The sequence below is a fragment of the Oceanibium sediminis genome (assembly GCF_003265325.1).
GTDB lineage: Bacteria > Pseudomonadota > Alphaproteobacteria > Rhodobacterales > Rhodobacteraceae > Halovulum > Halovulum sediminis.
On sequence record NZ_QGNX01000001.1, the window covers coordinates 831,947 to 856,563 of the forward strand.

The 24,617-nt window shown below is 66.5% G+C and carries 24 protein-coding genes and 1 tRNA gene; 12 read left to right on the forward strand and 13 right to left on the reverse strand.

Annotated features, from left to right (window positions below):
- Nucleotides 1-24 precede the first annotated feature (24 nt).
- Nucleotides 25-528 (forward strand): L,D-transpeptidase family protein, encoded by a 504-nt coding sequence (locus DJ029_RS03950; RefSeq protein ID WP_112321007.1) that lies wholly within the window; start codon nucleotides 25-27, stop codon nucleotides 526-528.
- Nucleotides 529-559: 31 nt separating this feature from the next.
- Here DJ029_RS03950 and dalA read toward each other — a convergent pair whose 3' ends face one another.
- Nucleotides 560-1,090 carry a divisome-associated lipoprotein DalA gene (gene dalA, locus DJ029_RS03955; protein WP_112321008.1) on the reverse strand — a complete coding sequence of 177 codons (531 nt, stop codon included), beginning with the start codon at nucleotides 1,088-1,090 and terminating at the stop codon, nucleotides 560-562.
- Nucleotides 1,091-1,270: 180 nt separating this feature from the next.
- Between dalA and DJ029_RS03960 the strand changes: the two genes are divergently transcribed.
- Together DJ029_RS03960 and DJ029_RS03965 are read left to right on the forward strand one after the other, a co-directional pair.
- Entirely contained in the window at nucleotides 1,271-1,933 is a 663-nt protein-coding gene (locus DJ029_RS03960) for a L,D-transpeptidase (protein WP_112321009.1), read from the forward strand.
- Between the two features lie 169 nt (nucleotides 1,934-2,102).
- Nucleotides 2,103-2,291 carry a hypothetical protein gene (locus DJ029_RS03965; RefSeq protein WP_112321010.1) on the forward strand — a complete coding sequence of 63 codons (189 nt, stop codon included), beginning with the start codon at nucleotides 2,103-2,105 and terminating at the stop codon, nucleotides 2,289-2,291.
- Between the two features lie 112 nt (nucleotides 2,292-2,403).
- Here the strand turns inward: DJ029_RS03965 and DJ029_RS03970 are convergent, their stop codons facing one another.
- The 11 genes from DJ029_RS03970 to DJ029_RS04020 all read right to left on the reverse strand — a co-directional run bounded on the left by DJ029_RS03970 (nucleotide 2,404) and on the right by DJ029_RS04020 (nucleotide 17,344).
- A complete protein-coding gene (locus DJ029_RS03970; RefSeq protein ID WP_112321011.1) occupies nucleotides 2,404-3,087 on the reverse strand; it encodes a YjbF family lipoprotein in 684 nt (227 codons plus the stop codon).
- 17 nt (nucleotides 3,088-3,104) lie between these two features.
- On the reverse strand, nucleotides 3,105-5,192 hold the full coding sequence (locus DJ029_RS03975) for a YjbH domain-containing protein (RefSeq protein ID WP_112321012.1): 2,088 nt from the start codon (nucleotides 5,190-5,192) through the stop codon (nucleotides 3,105-3,107).
- Nucleotides 5,193-5,263: 71 nt separating this feature from the next.
- Nucleotides 5,264-6,115, reverse strand: coding sequence for an SDR family oxidoreductase (locus DJ029_RS03980; protein WP_232822952.1), 852 nt, complete (start codon nucleotides 6,113-6,115; stop codon nucleotides 5,264-5,266).
- A 52-nt stretch (nucleotides 6,116-6,167) separates the two neighbouring features.
- Complete coding sequence (gene queG, locus DJ029_RS03985; protein WP_112321013.1) at nucleotides 6,168-7,217, reverse strand: tRNA epoxyqueuosine(34) reductase QueG; 1,050 nt, start codon at nucleotides 7,215-7,217, stop codon at nucleotides 6,168-6,170.
- 48 nt (nucleotides 7,218-7,265) lie between these two features.
- Nucleotides 7,266-7,931, reverse strand: coding sequence for an FtsZ-binding protein FzlA (fzlA, locus tag DJ029_RS03990; RefSeq protein WP_112321014.1), 666 nt, complete (start codon nucleotides 7,929-7,931; stop codon nucleotides 7,266-7,268).
- An 82-nt stretch (nucleotides 7,932-8,013) separates the two neighbouring features.
- The gene (mtgA, locus tag DJ029_RS03995; protein WP_232822953.1) at nucleotides 8,014-8,691 is read right to left on the reverse strand and encodes a monofunctional biosynthetic peptidoglycan transglycosylase; all 678 of its coding nucleotides are present in this window, start codon (nucleotides 8,689-8,691) and stop codon (nucleotides 8,014-8,016) included.
- Between the two features lie 95 nt (nucleotides 8,692-8,786).
- Nucleotides 8,787-9,551: a class I SAM-dependent methyltransferase gene (locus tag DJ029_RS04000; protein ID WP_112321016.1), complete on the reverse strand. Its 765-nt coding sequence runs from the start codon at nucleotides 9,549-9,551 to the stop codon at nucleotides 8,787-8,789.
- 306 nt (nucleotides 9,552-9,857) lie between these two features.
- Entirely contained in the window at nucleotides 9,858-14,387 is a 4,530-nt protein-coding gene (gene gltB / locus DJ029_RS04005; RefSeq protein WP_112321017.1) for a glutamate synthase large subunit, read from the reverse strand.
- 66 nt (nucleotides 14,388-14,453) lie between these two features.
- Nucleotides 14,454-15,353: an alpha/beta hydrolase gene (locus DJ029_RS04010; protein WP_112321018.1), complete on the reverse strand. Its 900-nt coding sequence runs from the start codon at nucleotides 15,351-15,353 to the stop codon at nucleotides 14,454-14,456.
- Nucleotides 15,354-15,401: 48 nt separating this feature from the next.
- Nucleotides 15,402-15,746, reverse strand: a complete 345-nt coding sequence (locus DJ029_RS04015; RefSeq protein WP_112321019.1) for a hypothetical protein — start codon at nucleotides 15,744-15,746, stop codon at nucleotides 15,402-15,404.
- Between the two features lie 158 nt (nucleotides 15,747-15,904).
- Nucleotides 15,905-17,344, reverse strand: coding sequence for an NAD(P)-dependent oxidoreductase (locus DJ029_RS04020; protein WP_112321020.1), 1,440 nt, complete (start codon nucleotides 17,342-17,344; stop codon nucleotides 15,905-15,907).
- 232 nt (nucleotides 17,345-17,576) lie between these two features.
- Between DJ029_RS04020 and DJ029_RS04025 the strand changes: the two genes are divergently transcribed.
- On the forward strand, nucleotides 17,577-18,380 hold the full coding sequence (locus tag DJ029_RS04025) for an undecaprenyl-diphosphate phosphatase (protein ID WP_112321021.1): 804 nt from the start codon (nucleotides 17,577-17,579) through the stop codon (nucleotides 18,378-18,380).
- Nucleotides 18,381-18,383: 3 nt separating this feature from the next.
- Here the strand turns inward: DJ029_RS04025 and DJ029_RS04030 are convergent, their stop codons facing one another.
- Nucleotides 18,384-19,373: a complex I NDUFA9 subunit family protein gene (locus DJ029_RS04030; protein ID WP_112321022.1), complete on the reverse strand. Its 990-nt coding sequence runs from the start codon at nucleotides 19,371-19,373 to the stop codon at nucleotides 18,384-18,386.
- 186 nt (nucleotides 19,374-19,559) lie between these two features.
- On the opposite strand from DJ029_RS04030, the gene DJ029_RS04035 reads away from it, so the two are divergent.
- The 8 genes from DJ029_RS04035 to ptsN all read left to right on the forward strand — a co-directional run bounded on the left by DJ029_RS04035 (nucleotide 19,560) and on the right by ptsN (nucleotide 24,617).
- Nucleotides 19,560-19,646 (forward strand) — tRNA-Leu (locus tag DJ029_RS04035).
- Between the two features lie 77 nt (nucleotides 19,647-19,723).
- Nucleotides 19,724-20,335, forward strand: coding sequence for a ribonuclease D (locus tag DJ029_RS04040; protein ID WP_112321023.1), 612 nt, complete (start codon nucleotides 19,724-19,726; stop codon nucleotides 20,333-20,335).
- A gap of 61 nt (nucleotides 20,336-20,396) precedes the next feature.
- Complete coding sequence (locus tag DJ029_RS04045) at nucleotides 20,397-21,374, forward strand: KpsF/GutQ family sugar-phosphate isomerase (protein ID WP_232822954.1); 978 nt, start codon at nucleotides 20,397-20,399, stop codon at nucleotides 21,372-21,374.
- A 46-nt stretch (nucleotides 21,375-21,420) separates the two neighbouring features.
- Entirely contained in the window at nucleotides 21,421-22,014 is a 594-nt protein-coding gene (locus DJ029_RS04050) for a hypothetical protein (RefSeq protein WP_157966257.1), read from the forward strand.
- Nucleotides 22,014-22,505 carry a lipopolysaccharide transport periplasmic protein LptA gene (gene lptA, locus DJ029_RS04055; protein ID WP_112321025.1) on the forward strand — a complete coding sequence of 164 codons (492 nt, stop codon included), beginning with the start codon at nucleotides 22,014-22,016 and terminating at the stop codon, nucleotides 22,503-22,505. The genes DJ029_RS04050 and lptA overlap by 1 nt, the downstream gene beginning before the upstream one ends.
- An 8-nt stretch (nucleotides 22,506-22,513) precedes the next feature.
- Entirely contained in the window at nucleotides 22,514-23,269 is a 756-nt protein-coding gene (lptB, locus tag DJ029_RS04060; protein WP_112321026.1) for an LPS export ABC transporter ATP-binding protein, read from the forward strand.
- A gap of 271 nt (nucleotides 23,270-23,540) precedes the next feature.
- A complete protein-coding gene (hpf, locus tag DJ029_RS04065) occupies nucleotides 23,541-24,125 on the forward strand; it encodes a ribosome hibernation-promoting factor, HPF/YfiA family (protein ID WP_112321027.1) in 585 nt (194 codons plus the stop codon).
- Nucleotides 24,126-24,152: 27 nt separating this feature from the next.
- Complete coding sequence (ptsN, locus tag DJ029_RS04070) at nucleotides 24,153-24,617, forward strand: PTS IIA-like nitrogen regulatory protein PtsN (RefSeq protein ID WP_112321028.1); 465 nt, start codon at nucleotides 24,153-24,155, stop codon at nucleotides 24,615-24,617.

The following is a 24,617-nucleotide window of genomic DNA, read 5'->3' on the forward strand; positions in this document are numbered from 1 at the left end:
CAGAACATCAGAGGTAGAGTTTCGATGCGACCTTCCACGGTAACCCGACGGACGCTTTTGGCGGGGCTTTCCGCTGCCGGGCTGACCGCCTGCGCGCGCGATTATTCCCGGCTGCCCAAGGCGGACCAGGTCTATGTCCTCAAGGCGGAGCGGCGGCTCCTGCTGATTCGCGATCGTCAGCCGATCCGTGAATTTCCGATCCAGCTTGGCTTCGCGCCGCAGGGCCACAAGGTCCAGGAAGGCGACGGGCGTACGCCCGAAGGCCTGTACTGGGTCGACCGCAAGAACCCGAACAGCTCGTTCCACCTGAGCCTCGGGATCAACTACCCCAATGAAACCGACATCGCCCGCGCCGAGGCGCTGGGCGTCGATCCGGGCGGCGATATCTTCATCCACGGCGAGGCGAACAAGCCCTTCGACAAGAACGACCCCGACTGGACAGCGGGCTGCATCGCGGTGCTGAACCGCCAGGTCGAGGAAATCTACGCGCGGGTGTTGGTCGGTACGCCCGTCACCATCACCGCCTAAGGGTGTGGTGCTGTCCGGCGCGCCGCGGGGGTCAGGACCCCGGTGCGCCGGTGCCTTCCCGGACGCCGCCGGATTGGCCCAGAAGCTGCACCCACCACAGCTTTCCGTTTGATTCCTGGTGGAAAGCGAAGCCGACGGTGTCCGCCTCGGGCGCCAGCATGACACGGCGGGTGAATCGGTCATTCAGCCAGCTTTGCAGCACCTCCACCTCGTCGTCGAAGGATTCCGAGATATTTTCGCCCAGGACCCGCCCGGCGTAGCCCGCGCGCGTCGCCCGGTCTTGCGGAGAGGTCCCGTCAGAGCCGAAATGCCAGGCCCTTTCCTGCACGCTCATGTCGCGGGCATGGGTCGCCGCGGCGGCGGTAAGTTGCGCATTCAGCCGTACCGGCGGCTGCCCCTGGGTCGAGCGGAAGGCGTTGACCGCATCCACATGGGCGGTCCTGATGCCGTTCACTTCGCTGTCGCTTATGATGCGCACACCGTCCACGACCTGCGTGCCGGAAGTACAGGCCGCAGCAAACATCAGGCAAGCAGCAAGGGTAATCCGGCAAATTAGGGTCATGTAAGCACTCTCAGGGTGTTGCAGTAAACACGAAAGCTGTATCGGGATTGGCCGATCCTTTCAAACCCTGTTTGAAATAAACGGGTCGTTGGCTTATAACGACCAATGTCCCGCCGCATATCGGCGGCAGGGTACCTCCCTCGCCCGATTGTTAGGCCAGATTGTTTGGAGAGTGACCATATGACCCGTTCGACCGACAAGTTGACCCGCAGACAGGCGGCGCGTCTGATGGCAGGCGCCGGCCTTGGCATGCTTGGCGCGGGCTGCACCCGCAGCGCGTCGTCCCTGATGGACGATTACGCCACCGTCAGCCAGGCCAATACCGAGCCGGTCGCGGGTCTGGACAGTTCGCAGCTGATGGAATTGCGCCAGGCCGGGCTGGACCGGCGGGTCTCGGGCTTCATCTCGCGGCATTGGTCGGACTATTTCCCCAGCCTCAACAACGGCGCGATCCTGGTGGATACACAGGCCCGGGCGCTGCATTACTGGTCCGAGGATGGCGGGCGCTACAAGATCTATCCCACCTCGGTGCCGCTGACCCCGGAACTGACGCGGACCGGGCGCACACAGGTTGTGCAGAAACGCGTCGGACCGGACTGGCGCCCGACGCCGAACATGCTGAAACGCAACCCAGATTTGCCCACCTACGTGGGGCCGGGGCCGGAAAACCCGCTTGGTACCCACGCGCTTTACCTGAGCTGGCAATACTATCGGATCCACGGCACTAACGATACGCGCAAGATCGGGCGCAAGTCTTCAAACGGCTGCATCGGCCTATACAATGAGGACATTGCGGAATTGTTCGGCTGGGCAAGCGTTGGGACACAAGTCCTTCTCGTTTAGAAATCTTCTACTTAAAAATGCGCCATATGGCATCAAAAGCACAATGGCTCGGAACTGAACGACTTTTTTTTGCTGAACGTTGAATTGTGACCGGTTTGCAAGTAGGCGTGTGACTGCACTGCCCGCGCGCAGGGCACGCATGCGTAAACATTTGGCCAAGGAGACCAAAATGAAAAAAGCCGCTCTGGTTGCAGCAGCACTGCTGACCGCTACTCCCGCTTTCGCTGGTAACGTTGAAGTATTCGTTGCTCCCGAAGAGCCGATGGTTGAAGAGCCCATGGGTTCCAACGCTGGTTGGGTTGTTCCCCTTCTGGCCGTCGTCATCGTCGGCGCAGCGATCGCAGTCAGCCAGGACTGATATCGAAATTCCCGCACCAGCGGGGGGTTGAAAGGCAGGTGCTTTGGCGCCTGCCTTTTTCGTTTCGGGGACCCGGTATCGCGCAGGCGCGCCGGGGCAGGCGGATACCCGCTCAGTCGCTGGTGAAGGGTTCCAGCACTTCCAGGTCGATGAACCCCTGGTCCGGCCCCAGCCATTGCAGCGAGCGCCAGACGAAGCCATTTTCGGCATCCGCGAAATGCACGTTGGTGAAGCTGACGTCATCGCCGGAGCAGATTTCCTCCACCTGCTGGCCTTTGTGGATGACCTCCACGATCTCGATTTCGCGCGTCTCTCCGGGCTGGTAGCGGCACGTCACGGTGATCGCCCGCCCTCCGGGGCCGGGGCCGGGCACGCGGTAGGTGCGCCGGATCGTTGCGGGCCAGGACGCGACGGGCCGCGCCCGCACCAGCGGATCGTTCGCGCCGGGCGTCAGGGACAGCAGGTCGGTGCCGATGCCCCGGCTGCCGGTGATCAGCGAGCCGTTCAGCGTCAGCAACTGCCCGAACCGCGAGGCATAGGTGACGTAAGGCCCGTTCACCGTGACCCCGCTCAGAACCGAGCGGGAGTTTTCCTCCACCAGGCGGCCGCGGATCATGGCGGTGCCCGTCGCCTCGATCGCGGCGCGGGTGATCCCGGCGCTGCGGCGCGGCGCGTTCGCCGGGGCAGGGGCGCCGGTGGCCGTGGGGGCGTCATCCTCGCCCGTGAAGCGTTCCAGCGCGGCGTCCACGATGGGGTTGCCCCCGCTGGAGCACCCCGCCAGGGCGAGCAGGCACATGGTGACGATGGCGTGCCTTATTGCCAAAACGCGGACCACCCGTCCTCCAGCGAGCGGCGGTCAAGATCCTTGATCCGCTCGTAAAGCCGCCCCTCGATGTCCAGCCGCGCGCCGCCGTCGTTCTCGCTCGGCAGCAGGGACACGCGGGCCTCGGACTTGTTCTCGAACGGCAGGCCCCAGCGCAGGGGCATCGTGATCTCGAACCCCTTGGCGTAGCTGCCTTCGCCGAAATCGTCGAAGGATACGTCCGTCCGGGTGACATAGCCGCGCACGTTCCAGCCGTTCGCGAAGCTGCGGCCCAGCGACACCGTCGCGCCCCAGTCACCGGCCAGGTAGCGCCCGGCGTCCAGCTGCGCCTCGATCCCGTGATAGCCCGTATCCCAGTAGAGCGAGCCGTGCCCCGTCACCACCTCGTAGTCGAGCAGCGCGAAGGGCTCGTTGTAGTCGCGCTGGCGCACGTAGTTCAGCTCCGCCCCAAGGGCCAGGTCGCTGTTGACCGGGGCGAACAGCAGCTCGCCGCTGACGCCGGTGAACATCCGCTCCAGCACGCCGCCGGTCAGGCGCGCGTAGACCGCCGGCGCGGGCTTGAACACCCAGTCCGCCGTCAGCCGGTCCAGGCTCACGTCCCGCCCCGAGTAGTACAGGTCACTGTCCGAGCGCACACGCGGCAGCGGGCTGGTCGAGGTGGAGACATCCTGCTGCGCCTCGCCCACCAGGAACCGGCTGGCAGAGCCGCTGACCGACAGGCCCGGCGCGACCTGGTAGGCCGCGTTCGCCGTCAGCAGCAGGTCCGGGCGGAACCCGTCGTCCTGGTCCAGCAGGTTCAGCGGGATCGAGGGGCCGAAGGACCATGTGAACCGCTCCTCCGGTTCGCGCGTCCAGACGTTTTCGCCCGCGATTCTGCCGCGCGCGTCCAGCAGGCCCGTCGTCTGCCAGCTCTTCAGGCTGGCGTCGGGCGTATCCACCTGCGCTTCCATGTCCGAGCGCTTGATCTCCGCCGTGCGGATCGCCAGCCCGTCCTCCACCAGCGTGATGCGGAAGGTTTCCACCGAAGGCGGCAGCGCCAGCGCCAGCACGCGGGCGACCCGGCCGATGGCCTTCGCCTCGCGCTGGATGGCGGTGTTGCGCACGTAAAGCTCGGCCTCCGTGCCGGTGATCTTCGCCTGTTCGATGATGATCCCGTCCGGCGCGTAAGCCTCTCCCAAGGCCTTCACCAGCGTGTCCTGGTTCTGCGGGTTGTCCGCCCAGGCGGTGCCCATCGGCGCATTCGCCGCCCGCGCGCGCACCGGCGCGGGGCCAGCGCCCAGGTCCTGGGGGGCCAGCGGTTTCAACGGGTTGCCGGTGAAGGACAGCGACACGCCGACGGTCGAGCCGTACATGTAGGCGGCCGAAAGCTGCACGCTGTCGTTCACCGCGTAGGTCGCCCCGAAATTGAAGGGCGACGCGCGGTCGAACCCGCCCGCAACCTCGTCCTCGTAGGCGTCCGAGGAATATTCCGCCTTCAGCGTCAGCCCGTCCACCGGGGTTTCCCAGGCCACGCCGCCGAAAAACGCCGCGTCGCCCCGGAAGTACCGGTCCCCCTGCACACGCCCGCCGGGCACTGTCGGGTCGGGCCGGGTGTCGAGGCCAAAGGGATTGCCAAAGCCGCCGTCGCTGCCCAGCCGCCCAAAGCCCAGGCCCCCGCTCAGCGTGAAGCCCGCGCCCACCGTCTTGGTCGCGACCAGGTATTCCGCCCCGTAGGGCCCGTCGCCCAGCAGGTCCTGGAACCCAAGCGCCAGGCCCGGCATCCAGCCGTCTTCCTCCAGCAACTGGAATTGCAGATCGAAGCTGCGGTCCGACACGTTCGGCCCGCCGGGCACGTCGCGGATGGTGGACACCCGCAGCGTGCCGTTCACCCGCGGCAGAAGCTGAAAGTTGACCGAGGTGCGCCGCGTCTCGCCAAAGCCGGAGAACGTCGCCCCGATCTGCGCATCGTCAAAGGATTCCGCGCTCGGCAGGTCGATCAGGCCGGGCCGCCCGTACAGGTTGTAACTCTGCGCCGCCGCGCCCCCGGCCGTTGCCAGAAGCACTGCAAGGGCCGCCGTTGAAGTCGCTCGTCTGCTCACGCTCTACCGCCTCTGCCTTGGGTTGCCCTGTTTTTCCAATGTCTGAAGGCACAGGGCAACCCCTGATTGCCTCAGTTTCCGTCTGCGAGGATCGCGCGCAACCCCGTGCGATAGTCGGGATAGCGCAGGGTGACGCCCAGCTCGGTCTTGATCCGGTCGTTCCGCACCCGCTTGTTGTCGGCATAGAAACTGCGCGCCATTGGCGACAGGTCCGCCGTCTCGAAGGGGATATCGGGGGGGACTTCCGCACCCAGAAGCTCGGCGGCGAAGGCAATCACGTCCTGCGGCGGGCCGGGCATGTCATCGGCCAGGTTATAGGCCGCGCCGGGATTGGGCCGCGCGATGGAGGCTTCCAGCACCGTCGCGATATCCTCCACGTGGATGCGGCTGAACACCTGCCCGGGCTTCACGATCCGCCGCGCACTGCCATCGCGGATCTTGTCGAGCGCCGAGCGTCCGGGGCCATAGATCCCCGCCAGGCGGAAGCGGTGCAGCGCCCAGCCGTGGCGCGCGGCCAGCGCCATCCAGGCGGCGTCCTGATCCGCGCGCAGCCCGCCGCGATGGGTGGAATGAACCAGCGGCGTGTCCTCGTCCACCCAGTCGCCGCCGTGATCGCCGTAAACCCCGGTGGTGGACAGAAGGCCCACCCATTCGGCGCGCGGCAAAGGGCGGTCCAGCACGTCATGGGCCGGGTCGCCATCCCGCTTTGCCGGGACCGAGGACAGGATGTGCGTCGCTTCCTCCAACGCCTGCGCGATATCCGTGCCGGGCCACAGCAGCGGCGTGACCCCGTCCGCTTCGATCGCGGCCTGCTTGTCGGCGCTGCGCGTGGTCCCGGTCACGCGCCAGCCCTGCGCGATCAGGCGTCGCGCCAGCGTGCGGGCGGTAAAGCCATACCCAAGGCAAAACAGGTGCTTGTTCAAGAAACCCTCCTCGTGCTGCGCGTTTCGACCCGCCTACACCAAAGGGCGGCGGTCACGCAAATGCGCCCCTCAGCCGGGCCACGGCCCAGGCGGCGGCCTCGGCGACCACGGGGTCCGGGTCTTCGGTCAGCGCCTCGACACTCGGCAGCAACTCGGGGCGACCGGAATTGCCGATGGCATAGGCCACGTTGCGCACGAAGCGGTTGCGCCCGATCCGCTTGATGGGGGAGCCTGAGAAAACCGCGCGAAACCCCGCGTCGTCCAGCGCCGCCAGCGCGTCCAGCCGGGGCGCGCGCAACTCCGCGCGGGCCCAGTAGGCGGCCTCCTGCGCCTCAACAGCGAACTTGTTCCAGGGGCAGACCGCAAGGCAATCGTCGCAGCCATAGATCCGGTTGCCCAGAAGCGGGCGCAGATCCTCGTCCACCGGGCCGTCATGCTCGATCGTCAGGTAGGAAATGCAGCGCCGCGCATCCAGCTGGAACGGCGCGGGAAAGGCGTTCGTGGGGCAGATGTCCAGGCACGCGCGGCAACTGCCGCAATGGTCCGTTTCCGGCGCGTCCACCGGCAGTTCCGCGGTGGTGAAGATCGCGCCCAGGAAAACCCAGTTCCCCAGGTCGCGCCCCAGCAGGTTGGTGTGCTTGCCCTGCCAGCCCAGCCCGGCGGCGGCGGCCAGCGGCTTTTCCATCACCGGCGCGGTATCGACGAACACCTTGATCTCGCAATCCGCCGCATCGACCAGCCAGCGCCCGATGCGCTTCAGCCGCTTCTTCACCAGGTCGTGGTAATCGCGGCCGCGGGAATACACGCTGATATTACCCCGCTCGGGGTGGTCCAGCGTGGCCAGCGGGTCGCCCACCGGGGTGTAGGCTTCGGCCAGCATGATGACCGAACGCGCCTCGGGCCACAGTTCCGTCGGATCGCCCCGCCAGTTGGCGCGCCGCTCCATCCAGTCCATCTGGCCATGGCGTCCGGCGTCAAGGAAGGCCTGCAACCGCTCCGCCGCCTGCGGAATCGCATCGGGGCGGCAAATGCCGAGCTTGGTGAAGCCCGCCGCCTCTGCCTCCGCCTCCAGGCGGGCGCGCAGGTCGGCAGCGCCGCTCATTTCCAAAGTCCCTCAAATATCCCCGCCGGAGGCTCCATCGCCTGCCGCTCAGAAATCCAGGTCGGCATAATGGGACGGCGGCGTGAACCCGGGCAGCAGGTCGGCCAGCAGGCCGCGGAACGCTGGCCGGGACTTGACCTTGGCGTACCATTCCTTCAGCGCCGCGCTGCGCGACCAGTCCACGTCCCCGATATAGTCGAGGCAGGACAGCTGCGCCGCGGCCGAGAAGTCGGCGATCGACATCTGGTCCCCGGCCAGCCAGCGGCGGCCTTCCATCAGCCACCCGATGTAGTCCAGGTGGTACTTGATGTTCTTCGCGCCGTCCTTGATCTTGCTGCTTTCGGGATAGCCCGCGCGGGCCAGGCGCTTGTTCACCCGCTCATACAGCAGGTTGACGGTGACCTCGTGGTGGAACTTGTCGTCGAACCAGGCCGCCAGGCGGCGCGCCTCGGCACGTTCGGCGGGGGTGTCGGGCAGCAGTTGGGCGGTCTGGTACACCTCTTCGAGGTACTCGAAGATGGCCGAGCTTTCGGCCAGCACCAGCCCGTCGATTCGCAGCACCGGCACCTTGCCCGAGGGGTTCAGCCGCAGGAAATCCATGCGTTTTTCCCAGGGCTTCTCCTCGACCAGTTCCACCTCGATCTTCTTTTCCGCAAGAACCAGGCGGATCTTGCGGCAGAACGGGGACAGGGGCTGATGATACAAACGTCGCATGGTTCTATTAGGCCCAAGCGGGCGGCTTCTGCAACTCGGCAAATGCGCATCGGCGGAAAGCGGATCAGCTTTTTTCCCAGCTTTATCGGGCCAGGCAGGCCCCGCGCCCGTCCGCGTCCAGGGTGCGCGCGCCCGCCGCGATTTGGGCCGCGCGGCTGAGTTCGCGCGCGGCGGGGCGCACCGCCGAGCGGCCCTTGGGATCGGGCAGCACCGCCATCAGCCGCGCGGCTTGCGTGCGGCTCAGCTCCGCCGCGCCGATGCCGAAGTGATGCCGTGCCGCAGCCTCGATCCCGAAGACGCCGGTGTCGAATTCCGCGACGTTCAGGTAGACCTCCATGATCCGGTGCTTGGGCCAGATCCCCTCGATCAGCAGGGTGAAACCCGCCTCCATCCCCTTGCGCAGCCACGAGCGGGCGGGCCACAGGAACACGTTCTTCGCCGTCTGCTGGCTGATGGTGGATGCGCCCCGCCGCCCGCCCCCGGCAAGGGCGGCGCGGATCGCGTCCAGGTCGAAGCCGTGGTGAACGCAGAAATTCGCGTCCTCCGCCGCCGCCGCGCTCAGGGCGACATGGGCGGGCAGCGTGTCAAGGTCGACCCAGGCGCGCGTGATGCCGCCAAGCCGCCGCGCCTCGGATAGCTGGTAGATGTTCGCCGGCGGGTTCACGAAGCGCAGCACCAGCACCAGCAGCGCTGCCAGCAGCAAGCAGGCCAGCGCGCCAAGGCCCAGCCAGGCCAGCCCGCGCCGCAGCCAGCGGGGCATCCGAAATCGCCGCGTCTTCGCCATCGTCCGCCCGCTTGCCTTGTTTCAGTGCCCCTTTCCCTGCCATGGCCGGGGCCGTCAGGACAAGCGCCGCCTCAGTAGAGCAGGGCGCTGACCCGGCCAAGGCCGAGCCGCGACAACCCCTCGTAGGCGGCGCGCCGCCACAGAGGGTGGCGAATGCGCAAGGCGTCATGCCCGAAGAACGAGACCGGCACCCGCCCCATCCGCCGCAGCCCCGGCGCGCGGTCCATCGCCGCCGAGTACTCCGCGCAATGGCGCGCCCGGGCCACGTACAGCTTCTTCTGGCTGACCGCGAAGGGCCGCAGCGCCCCGCGAGAGCTGCGCAGGAAGTCGATCACCGCCGCCGAAACCTCGGGCCATTCGGGGTTGAAGAAGTCGTCGAAGACGATGACGCCCTCACCGCTCAGGCAGTCGTGGGCCAGGTCGGCGTCGTTCTTCACATGGGCCAGGCGGTGGCCGCCGTCGACGCTGAACAGCCGCACCGGGCCGGTGCGCGCCAGGATGTCCCCGGCGCTGAGGGTGGCACTGTCGGCCTGAAGGACCTGCTCTGGCAGCACCGGGATGCCGAGGGTCTGGCCATGGTCCAGGAAGGCGCCCATCTGGCTCTGCCCGGCGGCGTCCATGTCGAACAGGTCCATGGCGAGGGCCTTTTCCCCGTCGCGCAGCATCTGGCGGATCAGGAACCATGAGCGTCCGTAGTAGATGCCGATTTCCGCCGCGCCGCCTGCGTAGCCGCTGGCGTTCTGATGCGTCAGCACGGCGCGCAGGATCAGCGCGTCCCCGGGGTCGAGATAGCCCGGTATCCGGTGCATCTGGCTGAAAATGTAGGGGTCGCGCATGGCCGGGCTCCGAAGGGTACCGGCCGACAGAAACGCGAAAGAATCAAGAAATCGTTAACCATACGGGAAGGATACGGGCCGATCCGCCCAAGCCCGGAATCAAGCGCGCAGCGCGCCGGGCCAGCGCCAGCCCGCCCCGGGGGGCGGGCTGGCGCTTTGTCTGCCACCGCGCGGGGCGTGGATGATACAGACATGTGGCAGGCATAAAGCGCGCCGCATCGAGGGCAGTTGCGCCACCCCGCGGGCTGGCGCCGGCCCTCTCCTCGCCCGAAAGGGGGAAGGGGCAAACCCCATCCCCCGCACATCTTACTCCGCCGGGATCGCGGCCGCCTCGTCGCTGAGGGGATGCTCCAGCCGGTTGACCATCTCCTTCGGGCAGATCTGCACGAACTGGCCAAGGGCTTGGTCCCAGTTCCGCAGCAGCTCGGCCGCGCGCTGGCTGCCGGTTTCAAGCTGGTGCCGCTCGACCAGGCTGCGCAACACGGACTCCCAATGGGCGGATTGCACCGGCTGGGACAGGATCGTGTCGCGGTTCAGCTTCACCCCCACGTCGCCGTCGGGATCGTACAGGAACGCCATTCCCCCGGTCATGCCCGCGCCGAAGTTGTCGCCGATCCTCCCGAGGATCACCGCCGTGCCCCCGGTCATGTACTCGCACCCGTTCGACCCGCAGCCTTCGACTACTACGTCCGCGCCCGAGTTGCGCACGCAGAACCGCTCTCCCGCGCGGCCGTTGGCGAACAGGGTCCCGGCGGTCGCACCGTAGAGCACGGTGTTGCCGATGATCGTGTTCTCCGCCGCGTCCAGCGGGCTGCCAAGGGCCGGGCGCACCACGATCGAGCCGCCGGAGAGGCCCTTGCCAACATAATCGTTCGCGTCGCCGAAGACCTCGATCTTCAGGCCCGGCGCGGCGAAGGCGCCAAGGCTTTGCCCGGCGGAACCGTCCAGTCGGATGCGCAGGTGATCGGGCTGCAACGCGTTGCGCATCCCGAAGCGCTTGACGATATGGCTCGACACCCGCGTACCCACGGTCCGGTGCGTGTTCTGCACCGAGTAGGACAGCTGCATCTTCTCGCCGTCCTTGAAGAAGGGGTCGGCGTCGGTGACGATTTGCGCGTCCAGCGTGTCGGGCACCAACTGGCGGGGCTTGTTGCGGTCGTAGACCGCCTCCGCCTCGCTGTCGACGCTGATCAGCAGCGGATTCAGGTCCAGGTCGTCCAGGTGCTGCGAGCCGCGGCTGACCTGGGTCAGCAAGTCCGCGCGCCCGATCACCTCGTCCAGGGAGCGCGCGCCGATGCTGGCCAGCACCTCGCGCACTTCCTGCGCGTAGAAGCTGATCAGGTTGACCACCTTGTCCGCGTTGCCGGTGAACTTCGCGCGCAGATCCTCGCGCTGGGTGCAGACGCCGACGGGGCAGGTGTTGGACTGGCACTGGCGCACCATGATGCAGCCCATGGCGATCAGCGCGGCGGTGCCGATGCCGAATTCCTCGGCCCCCATCATCGCCGCGATCACGATGTCACGCCCCGTGCGCAAGCCGCCGTCGGTGCGCAGCGTCACCCGGTCGCGCAGGTTGTTCATCGCCAGCACTTGATGCGCTTCGGAGATTCCCATTTCCCACGGCAGACCGGCGTATTTGATCGATGTCTGCGGGCTGGCCCCGGTGCCGCCGTTGTGGCCCGACACGAGGATCACGTCCGCCTTCGCCTTGGCCACGCCTGCGGCGATGGTGCCCACGCCGGACTGGCTGACCAGCTTCACGCAGACCTTGGCGCGCGGGTTGATCTGCTTGAGGTCATAGATCAGCTGCGCCAGGTCTTCGATCGAGTAGATGTCGTGGTGCGGCGGCGGCGAGATCAGCGTCACGCCGGGCGTCGAGTGGCGCAGGCGGGCTATGAGTTCCGTCACCTTGATGCCGGGCAGCTGGCCGCCCTCGCCGGGCTTGGCGCCCTGGGCGATCTTGATCTCAAGCTCTTCGCACTGGTTCAGGTATTCCGCCGTCACGCCAAAGCGCCCCGAGGCGACCTGCTTGATCTTCGCGCTCGGATTGTCGCCGTTCGGTTCCGGGTGGAAGTGGGCCGGATCCTCGCCCCCTTCGCCGGAGTCGGACTTCGCGCCGATGCGGTTCATCGCCACATTCAGCGTCTTGTGCGCCTCAGGGCTGAGCGCGCCGAGGGACATGCCGGGCGTGACGAAACGCTTGCGGATCGAGGTGATGCTCTCCACCTCCTCCACCGGGATCGGGGTCAGGTCGGGCTTGAAGCCCAGCAGGTCACGCAGGTGGATCGGCGGGGCCGATTGCATCATCTGGCTGTATTGCTTGAACAGGTCATAGCTGGCCCTGTCGCAGGCGGATTGCAGCACGTGCATCGCCTGCGCGCCCCAAGCGTGCGTCTCGCCCGAGCGGCGCGCCTTGTAGAAACCGCCGATGGGCAACACGTCCGCCCCCTGGCGCCAGCCGCGCGCGTGGACCTTTTCGACCTGCTTCTTGATGCCGATCGTGCCGATCCCCGAAATCCGAGAGGTCATGCCGGGGAAATATTCCGCCACCATGGCGCGGGACAGGCCCACCGCCTCGAAGTTCATGCCGCCGCGATAGGAGCTGATGACGCTGATCCCCATCTTGGACATGATCTTCAAAAGGCCCTGGTTCACCGCCTCGCGGTAGCGGGCGACGGTGGTCTTCAGGTCCATCTCCAGCAGGCCGCGGCCGATCCGGTCGGAAAGGCTGTCCTGCGCCAGGTAGGCGTTGACCGTGGTCGCGCCGACGCCCACCAGGACCGCGAAGTAATGCGGGTCCATGCACTCGGCCGAGCGCACGTTGAGCGAGCAGAAGGTCCTGAGCCCCTTGCGCGTCAGCCAGGAATGCACGGCGCTGGTCGCAAGGATCATCGGCAGCGGCACGCGGGACTCGTCCTGCGCGATGTCGGACATGATGATGTGCTGCGCCCCGGCGCGGACGGCTTCCTCGGCCATCAGGCGGATTGTATCCAGCGCGTCCTGCAACGCGTTGCCCGCATCCGCCAGGGCATAGGTGCAGTCGATCTCGGCCACGGTGTCGCCGAAGATGCGGCGCATTTCCGCGAACTGGCCGTTGGACACGAAGGGGCTGTCCAGGGTCAGGATCTCGGTCTGGGAATTGTCTTCGTCCAGCACGTTCTTGAGGTTGCCGAACCGCGTCTTCAGGCTCATCACGCGATGCTCGCGAAGGGAGTCGATGGGCGGGTTCGTCACCTGGCTGAAGTTCTGGCGGAAGTAGTGGCTCAGCGGGCGGTACTGCTCGCTCAGCACGGCGCTGGGCGTGTCGTCGCCCATGGAGCCGATGGCTTCCTTCGCGTCCTCGGCCATGGGCGTCAGGATCGTTTCCAGGTCCTCGATGGAATAGCCCGCCGCGACCTGCCGCTTGCGCAGGTCATTGCCGGCGAACAGCGCGTCCTCGGCCACGTCGGCCAGGGTTTCCTCAAGGTTGGTGATCGAGCCGACCCACTCCCCGAAGGGCTTGGAGTTCGCCAACATGTCCTTCAGTTCGACATCATGCCAGAGCCGTCCCTCGGTCATGTCCACGGCCAGCATCTGGCCGGGGCCGAGCGCGCCCTTTTCGAGGATGTTCATCTGGTCCACCGGGACCATCCCCGCCTCGGAGCCCGCGATCACCAGCCCGTCGCCGGTCACGACATAGCGCATCGGGCGCAGGCCGTTCCGGTCCAGCCCCGCGCAGACCCAGCGCCCGTCGGTCATCGCCAGGGCGGCGGGGCCGTCCCAGGGCTCGATCACGGCGTTGGAGTAATTGTACATGTCCACCCATGCGTCGGGCATCTTGGTGGCGGTCTTGGACCACGCCTCGGGGATCAGCATGGTCTTGGCCATCGGCGCGCTGCGCCCGGCGCGGACCATCACCTCGAACACCGAATCGAGCGCGGCCGAGTCCGAGGACCCGCCGGGGATGATCGGCTTGATATCGTCCTGATGCTCGCCGAACGCGTCCGAGGCCATGCGGATTTCATGGCTCTTCATCCAGTTGGTGTTGCCCTTCAGGGTGTTGATCTCACCGTTGTGGGCCAGCATCCGGAAGGGCTGCGCCAGCCACCACTGTGGGAAGGTGTTGGTGGAATACCGCTGGTGATAGATCGCGAAGGCGCTTTCGAACCGCGCATCCTTCAGGTCCGGGTAGAATTCGGCTACCTGCTCGGCCAGCATCATCCCCTTGTAGATGATCGAGCGGCAGGACATCGACGCGATATACAGGTCCTTGACCGAAGCGGCGGCCTTCTCGATGCGGCGGCGGATGACGTAGAGTTCACGCTCGAACGTCTCCTCGTCCACGCCCTTGGAGTTGGAGATCAGGATCTGCTCGATCTCGGGGCGGGTGGCGTTCGCCTTTTCCCCGAGAACCGAGATATCGACCGGCACATGCCGCCAGCCGTAGATCGTGTAGCCCATGCGCAGGACTTCCGTTTCCACGATGGTCCGGCAGGTTTCCTGCGCGCCGAAGTTGGTGCGGGGCAGGAACACCATGCCCACGGCCAGCATCGCGTCGCTGGGCTCATGGCCGGTGCGGCGCACCTGGTCCTGGAAGAAGGACACCGGGATCTGCACGTGGATGCCCGCGCCGTCGCCGGTCTTGCCGTCCGCGTCCACCGCGCCACGGTGCCAGATCGCCTTCAGCGCGGTGATACCGGCTTCCACCACCTCGCGGCGAGGCTGCCCGTCGATGCTGACCACCAGCCCGACCCCGCAGGAGGAATGCTCGTCCTCCTCCCGGTACAGACCGGTCTCGGACATGGTCTTGCGCGCAGCTTCTTGGGCTTTCACCCAGGTCTCGTCATATTTCTGCATGGTGCTGCCTTTCGTCAAAACGCCAGGGCCCGCGTGGGGCTTGTGCGGGTTCCGGGAAGAATCGTGTCATATGCGCCCCTCCAGGTGGGGGGCGTGGGGGGTGTTGCTCAGGTCGACACCGCGCATCAGCTCGGGAAAGCGGGTGCGGTACCAGTCGTTGGGCAGGGTCAGATAGCTGTCCTGCGAATCGCGCAGATGGCCGCCGAGCTGCTCCATCAGCGCGGCGAACCCGGCCCGGTCGTCGGCCAGCGCATGGTCGAACACCGCTGAAAGCTGGTTGATCGACTTCAGCCAGATGCTGATCGGGTGGGTCTGGCTGCGAATCAGGTAGTGGTGCAGGTGATCGCCCACGGGAAAGCGCGACCAATGGACGATGTCCGCCCCCTCGCGCCCGTGCAGGACGTAATAGCTGACCTTAGGGTCTAGGTAGCCGTCGATCGCCCCGCGTGAGAATTCGGGAATTCGGTTGCGGAACTCCTTCCAGCGCGGATCGTCGGGCATGGTTTCGGGTGAGACGTCGTACTGCGGCGCGAAGGCCAGAACTGTGTCCGCGCCGATCTCCGCCGCGTAGACCAGCGCGCCGTAGCCGCCCATGCTGTCGCCCACGGCCATGACGCGGCGCGCGCCGAGCCGGTCCAGGTGCGCGCGCACGTGTTTCACCAGCGCCGCGCCGGTGGCGGGATCCTGGAACCAGCCCTGCGCCAGGTCGCGCACGAACACCGCCGGGCGCGCGCCCCGCGCCGTGGCGGTGCCCGCCATTTCGGGCTGTGCTGCCGGGAAATTGCCGTAAAGGCTTGAGAACACGACGATTGCCGAGTCCCCCGGCCCCTTCTGGGCCAGGACCTGCACGCCCTTGTCGCGGTACACGGTCTGAAGGCGCAAACGCTCCACCGTGCGGCGCAGGCTGCGCCGCCAGTTGAAGCCGCCCTTGCGGGCAGGCGTGGGGCTGGGGGCGGCGCGGCTCACCGCACGCCCCCCGGCACAGACCGTATGATCGCCCAGAGCCGCATCGCCCTACAGCCCCGCCAGCACGCCGGAGGTCCCGGACGTGGCAAGGCAGCGCACCGTTCCCGGGCGCTGGAGGATGGCGAGCGTCGTCGCCTGCGTCGTTTCCGTCACCCCGGTAAGCGAGGCGGAGGCAAGCGTCAGGATTTCCGAGGTGGTCGCGTTGTCGATCACGCAATCGGTGACCGGCTGCGCGGGCAAGCCGGGGAACCGCGATGCGATGACAGTGTTCACGACGCCCTTGGCCGCCTGCCGCGTGGCGCGGTCCTGCGTTTCGGGGGTGCAGGCGGACAGCAGAAGGGCCGCGCTGACCAGCGCCCCGGCAGATGCCGCCCTCAATCCGTTGCCTGCCATGTCCGATCCCTTTCGAGGCGGTTGCGCGGCGCATGTCGCGCGCCGGCGGTTGAACTTCATCTCTCGTTATTCGTCAGCCGCGCTGACCTTCCGCAATTTCGACGCGGCGCGCCTCTCGGCATTGCCCCCCGTTTGTCATGCCCCACCGTCGTGGCGGGTCACTCCGCGGCGACACTGGCCCCGCGCTGGGCGAGGTCGGCCATGATCGACTCGGCCGCGTCGCGCCCGTCGCGGATCGCCCAGACCACCAGCGAGGCGCCCCGCACGATGTCGCCCACCGCGTAGACGCCGGGCATCGCGGTTTCCTTGGTCCGGAAATCCGCCTTGATGGTGCCCCAGCGGGTGACCTCCAGCGCGGGTTCGTTCCACAGCGCGGGCAGGTCCTCCGGCTCGAAGCCGAGTGCCTTGATGACGAGGTCGGCTTCCTCGGTGTAGTCCGCGCCCTCGATCTCCTCGGGCATCTGGCGGCCGGTCGCGTCGGGCGCGCCAAGGCGCATCCGCGCCACGCGCACGCCGCTGACACTGTCTTCGCCGACAAAGCCCTTGGGCGCGGAAAGCCACACGAATTCAACGCCTTCCTCTTCCGCGTTTTCCACCTCGCGTTGCGAGCCGGGCATGTTCGCGCGGTCCCGTCGGTACAGGCATTTCACGCTGGTCGCGCCCTGGCGGATCGCGGTGCGCACGCAGTCCATGGCCGTATCGCCGCCGCCGATCACGACGACGCGCTTGCCCTGGGCGTTCAACTCACCGCTGTCGTACTCGGGCACGGCGTCGCCGAAGCCCTTGCGGTTGGAGGCGGTCAGGAAGTCGATCGCGCGCACGATCCCGCCAAGCCCCGCGCCGGGGCCGCCCAGGTCACGCGACTTGTAGACGCCGGTGGCGATCAGCACCGCGTCGTGCTTTTCGCGGATCTCGGAAAAGGCGATATCCTCGCCCACGTTGCAGTTCAGCTTCAGCTCGATCCCGCCGTCGGTCAGCTGCTGGTTGCGGCGCATGACCACGTCCTTCTCCAGCTTGAAGCCGGGGATGCCGTAGGTCATCAGCCCGCCTGCGCGGTCGTATCGGTCATAGACGGTGACCTGAAAGCCCTGCCGGCGCAGCATGTCCGCCGCCGCCAGCCCGCCGGGGCCGGCGCCGATGATGCCGACGCTTTCGCCACGTTCCTGCGTGGGGGCGATCGGTTTGACCCAGCCTTCCTCCCAGGCGGTGTCGGTGATGTACTTCTCCACCGCGCCAATGGTGACGGTGCCGTGGCCGGACTGTTCGATCACGCAGTTGCCCTCGCACAGGCGGTCCTGGGGGCAGATGCGGCCGCAGATTTCCGGGAAGGTGTTGGTGGCCTGGCTGATCTCATAGGCTTCCTGAAGCCGCCCCTCGGCGGTCAGGCGCAGCCAGTCGGGGATGTTGTTGTGTAGCGGGCAATGGGTCTGGCAGTAGGGCACGCCACATTGCGAGCACCGGCTGGACTGTTCCCGGGCCTTGGCGTCGGCGTACTCGCGATAGATCTCTCCGAAGTCGTCGCGCCGATCCTCCGCATCCCGCTTTTCGGGCATGGAGCGGGCGACGTCGACGAACTTGAGCATCTTCTGAGGGGCCATGGGAATCCTCCCCCTGAACGGGTTTTCTGGGTGTTGAGGGTGTCGACTTAGCGGAAAGTCGCTGCGGAATAAAGTCAGTAATGCTGACCTAAATACCATTTTTTGGGGAGTCTGGCAAGTTTCTGCAGGGCGCGGGCGTAAATTAGGTCAGCATATATGACATAATTAGCTGCGTTGCCCAACGAACACTGCCTTGATACCAGAAAAGCTGAAAAAATTCGACAGGGCCGTCATGCCATTCTCCCTTCTCGTCGTGCTGGCCCTGCTGCAGGGGCTGACCGAGTTCCTTCCCGTGTCCTCCTCTGCCCACCTGGAGTTGCTGCACAAGTACGTCGGCGAAACCAACGCCGACCTGCAACTCGACATCGCGGTGCATGTCGGCACGCTGGCGGCGGTGATGCTTTATTTCCGCCGCGACGTTGCCATGGCGCTTGCCGGACTGGGGCAGATCCTGAAAGGGCGGCTGACGACCTATGAGAGCCACCTCGCGCTCAGCCTGATCGTGGCGACGGTGCCGGTGGTGGTCGCGGGGCTGATCCTGCACCTGACCGGCCTGACCGAGGTGTTACGCTCGCTCGCGGTGATCGGCTGGGCGATGATCCTGTTCGGCATCCTGTTGTGGTGGATGGATCGCAACGCCGCGCAAGGCAAGGCGGCGCGCGAATGGACGCTGAAGGACGCCATCGTCATGGGGCTCTGGCAGGCGCTGGCGCTGATTCCCGGCACGTCACGCTCTGGCGCGGCGATCACGGGCGGGCTGGCCCAGGGGTATGAGCGCGGCGCGGCGGCGCGGCTGGCGATGCTGATGTCGATCCCGACGATCGCCGCCTCGGGGCTGCTGCTGTCGGTGGACCTGCTGCGCTCAGGCGACCTCGCGCTGGGGGTGGAGGCGGCGATGGCAGCCGCCCTCGCCTTCGTGGCGGGGTTGATGGCGCTGGCGCTGATGATGCGCCTGCTGAGAACCGTCAGCTACACGCCCTACGTCATCTATCGCGTGGCGCTGGGCCTGGTCCTGCTGGTGATCGCCTACGGCTGATCCCTAGTTGCGCAGATCCTTGGCCGAAGCGGTGATCCGCTGGTACTGGCCATAGGTGCGGAACGGCTCAAGGTAGCCGTCCAGCTCAGCCGCCATCGAGGTGGGCTCGATCCCCAGGGTTTCCAGCGTCATCGCGTCCTCGGACACGACGTTGTCCTTCTCAAGCAGAAGCACTTGGTCGTAGGTCACCGGCGCGGGCAGCAGGCCGCCCGAAATCTTTGACAGGAAGCCGAAGATCCGCCCCTGCAGCCGGGCGATGGGCATCGGAACCGCCATGATCCAGCGCTTGCGGCGGATCACGCGCAACATGCGCTCCATCAACTGGCGGAAGGTTTCGACGTCCGGCCCGCCCAGCTCGTAGATGCCGGGGGTGACGTCGCTGGTCAGCGCCTTCTCGGCGGCGGCGGCGATATCGTCCACGTAAACCGGCTGGAAGCGCGTGTCCGGCCCGATCACGGGCAGCACGGGGCTGATCCGCGCCATCGCGGCGAAGCGGTTGAAGAACTCATCCTCGGAGCCGAACACGATGGAGGGGCGCAGGATCACCGCGTCCTTCTGGTGTTGCAGCACGGCTGCCTCGCCCTCCGCCTTGCTGCGGGCATAGGCAGAGGGGCTGTCCGCATCCGCCCCGATGGCGGAGATATGGACGAACTTGCCGATCCCCGACTCGGCCGCGATCCGCGCGACCCGGCCAGCGCCTTCGGTCTGAACGGCATCGAAGCTTTGCGCGCCGCGCGGGGCCAGGATGCCGACGCAGTTCACCACCGCGTCCGCGCCCGCCATCGCCGCACGGACAGAGGCGTCGTCCCGCACGTTCGCGGGCACCGGCTCCACCTGGCCGACGACGCCATAGGTGCGCACGAACAGCGCCTCGTTCGGGCGGCGCACCGCGACCCTTACCCGCCAACCGGCGCGCGCCATGCGCAGCGCGATGTAGCGCCCCACGAAACCGGAGCCGCCAAAGATCGTCACAATCGGGCTGAGAGGGGTCATCGCTGTGCGTACCTTTTGTCTAGAACCTGCCCTTGGGTACTGCCCTTGGCCGCCCGGCTCAAGGGGGCATGAGCGCAGATCGCGGGGTGCGTCGGCGCTTCCTTGCAAATTCCGACAGGAATTCGACAAAGGGCCGTTGACACCACCCGCAGGGGGGGCTAATCCCCGGTCGGCAAGACGGCACCTGCCCAGGTGGCGGAATTGGTAGACGCGCTGGCTTCAGGTGCCAGTTTCCTAACGGAAGTGGAAGTTCGAGTCTTCTCCTGGGCACCATTACCTCCCCCGACGCATTGCCGTGTGGGCCCGCTCGGCCGGGGGCCGATGCGGCAGACGGGCAGAGGGGCGGCAACGTGGCTAATCACCTTCACAAGGGCGACCTTCCCGACGGGCTGGACCTTGGTCCCGTCGTCGCGATCGATTCCGAGACGATGGGCCTGATTCCGGCGCGCGACCGGCTGTGCGTGGTGCAGCTGTCCGCCGGTGACGGCGATGCGCACATGGTGCAGATTGCCAAGGACCAGGCCGAGGCGCCGAACCTTGCGCGGCTTCTGGCCGATCCCGACACGCTGAAACTGTTTCACTTCGGCCGCTTCGATATCGCGGTGATGAAGCACCGCTTCGGCGTGCTGACGGCGCCGGTCTATTGCACCAAGATCGCCTCCAAGCTGGTGCGCACCTATACCGACCGGCACGGGCTGAAGTACCTTTTGCAGGAACTGCTCGGGGTCGATATTTCCAAGCAGCAGCAAAGTTCTGACTGGGGGGCGGACACGCTGACCAAGGCGCAGCTGGACTACGCCGCATCGGACGTGCTGTACCTGCACCGGCTGCGGGATGAGCTGGACAAGCGGCTGGCGCGCGAAGGCCGACTCGAACTTGCCCAGGCCTGTTTCGACTTCCTGCCGCACCGCGCGGCGCTGGACCTGGCCGGCTGGCCCGAGACGGATATTTTCGCGCACTGACCCGATTTCGCGCGGCCCCGGCGGCGCACCGAAGACCCGAGCAGACGAAGGACCCGCAGATATGGCCCCAGACGACCCCACCGATCGCGCCATGATCGCGCGTGGCCAGCTTGTCTTGCGGACCGAGGCGGAGGCGATCACTGCGCTGGCCGACGGGCTTGGCCCCAGCTTCGCGGCCGCGGTGCGCACGATGCTCGGGGCCACGGGGCGGATCATCGTTTCGGGCATGGGGAAATCGGGTCATATCGCGCGCAAGATCGCCGCGACCATGGCGTCCACCGGGACGCCGGCGATGTTCGTCCACCCGGGCGAGGCGAGCCATGGCGACCTTGGCATGATAACCCGCCACGATGTAGCGTTGCTGCTGTCGAACTCGGGCGAGACCCCGGAGCTGGCGGATATCATCGCCTACACGCTGGCGCGGGGCATTCCGCTGATCGGCATCACCTCGGCGCCGAACAGCACGCTGGTGGCCAAGGCGGATCACGCCATCGTCCTGCCCCCCGCGGCCGAGGCGTGCCCCAACGGGCTTGCGCCCACCACCTCCACCACGGTGACGCTGGCGCTGGGCGATGCGCTGGCCGTTGCGATGATGGAACAGCGGGCCTTCACCCCGGAGAATTTCCGTGACTTCCACCCCGGCGGCAAGCTGGGCGCGATCCTGTCCACCGTGGGCGACCTGATGCACGGGCGCGAGGAACTGCCGCTCGTCACCCCGCAGGACCCCATGTCGCGCGCGCTGCTGGAAATCAGCTCTCGCGGGTTCGGCGTCGCCGGCGTCGTGGATGGAGAGGGGGCGCTGCTTGGTGTCATCACCGACGGTGACCTGCGGCGCAACATGGCGGACCTGATGTCGCGCACCGCCGAACAGGTGATGACGCCCTCGCCCAAGACCATCTCGCCCGACGTATTGGCGACGGAGGCCCTGGCCCGGATGAACCGCGAGAAGATCACGACGCTGTTCGTCATGCCCGCGGGCGCGGTCGCCCCGGTCGGCATCCTGCACATCCACGACTGCCTCAGGGCCGGGCTTGGCTGACGGCGGGCATCAGCACCACCGCTCCCGCCGCTCCCGGGTGGTGGGGGTGTTGAAACTTGTCTTGCCGATGACGGCGCTCATCCTGCTCGGCATGGTCGTGCTGTGGGAAAACGCCGAAGAGCCGGGGATCGGCCTGGTGTTCAGCGACGCCGATCTCGAGGACCTGAAAACCGGGATGCGCCTCACCGGGCCGCAACTGTCCGGGGCCAGCCTGAACGGGGAACTTTACGATTTCCGCGCAGAAACCGTAGTCCCGTCGGACCAGGGCTTCTCGGCTCTGGAGATCGATTCGCTCAGCGGGGAAATCCGGTTTCTTGACGCGCGTACCGTCTCTCTCCGGTCCGATTCCGCGCACTTGGACCTGGAAAAGCGGCTGATCACCCTGACCTCCGGGATCGAGATCGACACCTCCGACGGTTACCATGCCGAGGCCAGCAAGGTGGAGGTGGACACACGCGCCGCCGAACTGGTCGCCAGCGGCCCGGTGCTCGCCACGGGTCCCCTTGGCCGGATCACCGCGGACCGGCTGCTGATCAGCCCCGCCCTGGCGGACGGGGGTGGGACGGCGCGAAATGATGCCTTGATCCGATTTGAGGGGGGCGTAACACTCCGCTACACACCAGGGACGGAGAACCGATAGTGCGCCAATACCTGACCCTTGCCCTTATCCTCGCGCTGACACCGGCCCTTGCGCTGGCCCAGGCCGAGGTGCCTTTCGGCGGCCTCGCGCATGACAATTCCCAACCGGTGGAGGTATCTGCCGACCGCCTGACGCTGAACACCGCCGACGGCAGCGCCACCTTCGCGGGCAATGTCGTCGTGGGGCAGGGCGCGTTGCGCATGGCGGCGGAACAGATCAGCGTCTTTTACGGCACCGACGCCGCGACCGGCGACATCACCCGGATGGAGGCGACCGGAAACGTTACGCTGACCAACGGCGACGAGGCGGCAGAGGCGCAATCGGCAGTCTATGACGTGCGCGACGGCACCATCTCCATGACGGGCGAGGTGCTACTGACCCAGGGCGGCAACGCGCTGTCGGGGCAGAAGCTGTCGATCGACCTCAGCACCGGCACCGCGGAAATGGAAGGGCGGGTGCAGACGATCCTGCGGCCCTCCTCCTCGCCATGAGTGACGTGATGAGCGATCCGGAGCTGGAAATCCACGCCGGGCACGGCGGGCTGGAGGTGATGAACCTCGGCAAGTCCTACCGCAAGAAGCCGGTTTTGCGCGACGTGTCGCTGCATGTGCGCCGGGGCGAGGTGGTGGCGCTGCTCGGCCCCAACGGTGCGGGCAAGACGACCTGTTTTTACGCCATCGCCGGCCTTGTCACGCCTGAACAGGGCACCGTCCTGCTGGATGGCGAGGATCTGACCCTGCTGCCGATGTTCCAGCGGGCGCGCAAGGGGATCGGCTACCTGCCGCAGGAAGCCTCGATCTTTCGCGGGCTGAACGTGGAACAGAACATCCGCGCGGTGCTGGAATTGCACGAATCAACGCCCGCGCGGCGCAACCGGATGCTGGACGAGTTGCTGGCGGAATTCTCCATCACGCACCTGCGCCGCGCACCGGCCATCGCCCTGTCCGGCGGGGAGCGGCGGCGCGTGGAAATCGCCCGCTGCCTTGCCAGCCAGCCGAAATTCGTGCTTTTCGACGAGCCTTTCGCCGGGGTGGACCCCATCGCCGTGGGCGAGATTCGCGCTCTGGTTGCGCAGCTGAAGACGCGCGGCCTGGGCGTTCTGATCACCGATCACAACGTGCGCGAAACGCTGGAGATCGTGGATCGCGCCTATATCCTGCACGATGGCACCGTGATGATGAACGGCACCCCGGACGAGGTTGTCCGCGACGACAACGTCCGCCGCGTATATCTGGGCGAAGGTTTCCGTATCTGAGGCAACACATTGCGGTCACGGCGCGGGGGGTAAAATCCACCGCCCGCATCGGAACAGTTGCACGACTCGCGGTCCGGGCATAGCATCATGGCATGGTTCACGTGCGTGCCATCTTCAATTGCAATTTGACCAGTACACCCCTGGGTTGTGGCCACCATCCATGACGCAGGGCGCAGGCGCGCCGTGCCATACCCGCGACGCGCGACACCCGCGCGCCCGCGTAAGCAAAGACAGCAGCCTTGAAAAGGCGGCGCAAATATTGGGAGACGTGATGCAGATTCAGGTTCATGGGAAGCATCTGGACGTGGGGGAAGCTCTCACCACGCATGTGAACACGCGGCTTGCCGATGCCGTGGAAAAGTACGCGAATCGCCCTCTCGAAGCGGTCGTCACCTTTTCCAAGGACCGCCATGAGTTTTGTGCAGATGCCTCTGTCCACCTGTCCACGGGACTGACCGTCCAGGCCAAGGGCCGTGCCGCGGACATCTACGAGAGTTTCGAGGGCGCGGTCGAAAAGATGGAAAAGCAACTGCGCCGCTACAAACGGCGGTTGAAGGATCATCACCAAAAACGGTCCGACCCTATTGAAGCTTTTGGCGCGGCGTCATATATCCTCGACCGCGAGCCAGACAGCGGGGAGGAAGACGAGCCGGACTCGCTCCAGCCCGTTATCGTTGCTGAGATGGAGACCCGGGTGCAATTGTTGTCCGTCGGGGAAGCCGTGATGCAAATGGAACTGGCGGGCGCGCCCTTGTTGGTGTTCAGGAACACGACCCACGGTGGTGTCAACGTAGTGTACCAGCGCGAGGATGGAAATATCGGGTGGATCGATCCGCGAGCCGTGGAAGCCACCTGAGAGAAAAAATCGGAGCGGCCTGCCGTCATGAATATCACTGATATACTGCTGCCTGAAGCTGTCCATGCCCCCCTGCGGGTTCAAAGCAAGAAGCGACTGTTTCAGGAAATCGCCCAGGCGACGGCAGACCGGCTTCCGATCGAGGCTGAAACGGTCATCTCCGTTTTGATGGAGCGTGAATCCCTCGGCCCAACCGGGGTTGGCCATGGTGTGGCCATCCCCCACGGGCGGCTCGAGGGGTTGGAGCAGGTCATGGGGCTGTTCTTCAAGCTCGAAACCCCGGTGGATTTCGACAGTGTCGACCGGATGCCCGTGGACCTGGTCTTCGTGCTTCTGGCACCGAAGGCGGCGGGCGCAGAGCATCTGAAGGCGCTGGCACGCGTGTCGCGCCTGCTGCGTGACGAAGACACCCGCGCCAAGCTGCGGTCCACCAGCGATGCGCAGGCGATCTTCCACATCCTGACCGCGGACGAAGCGTCCAAGGCGGCCTGA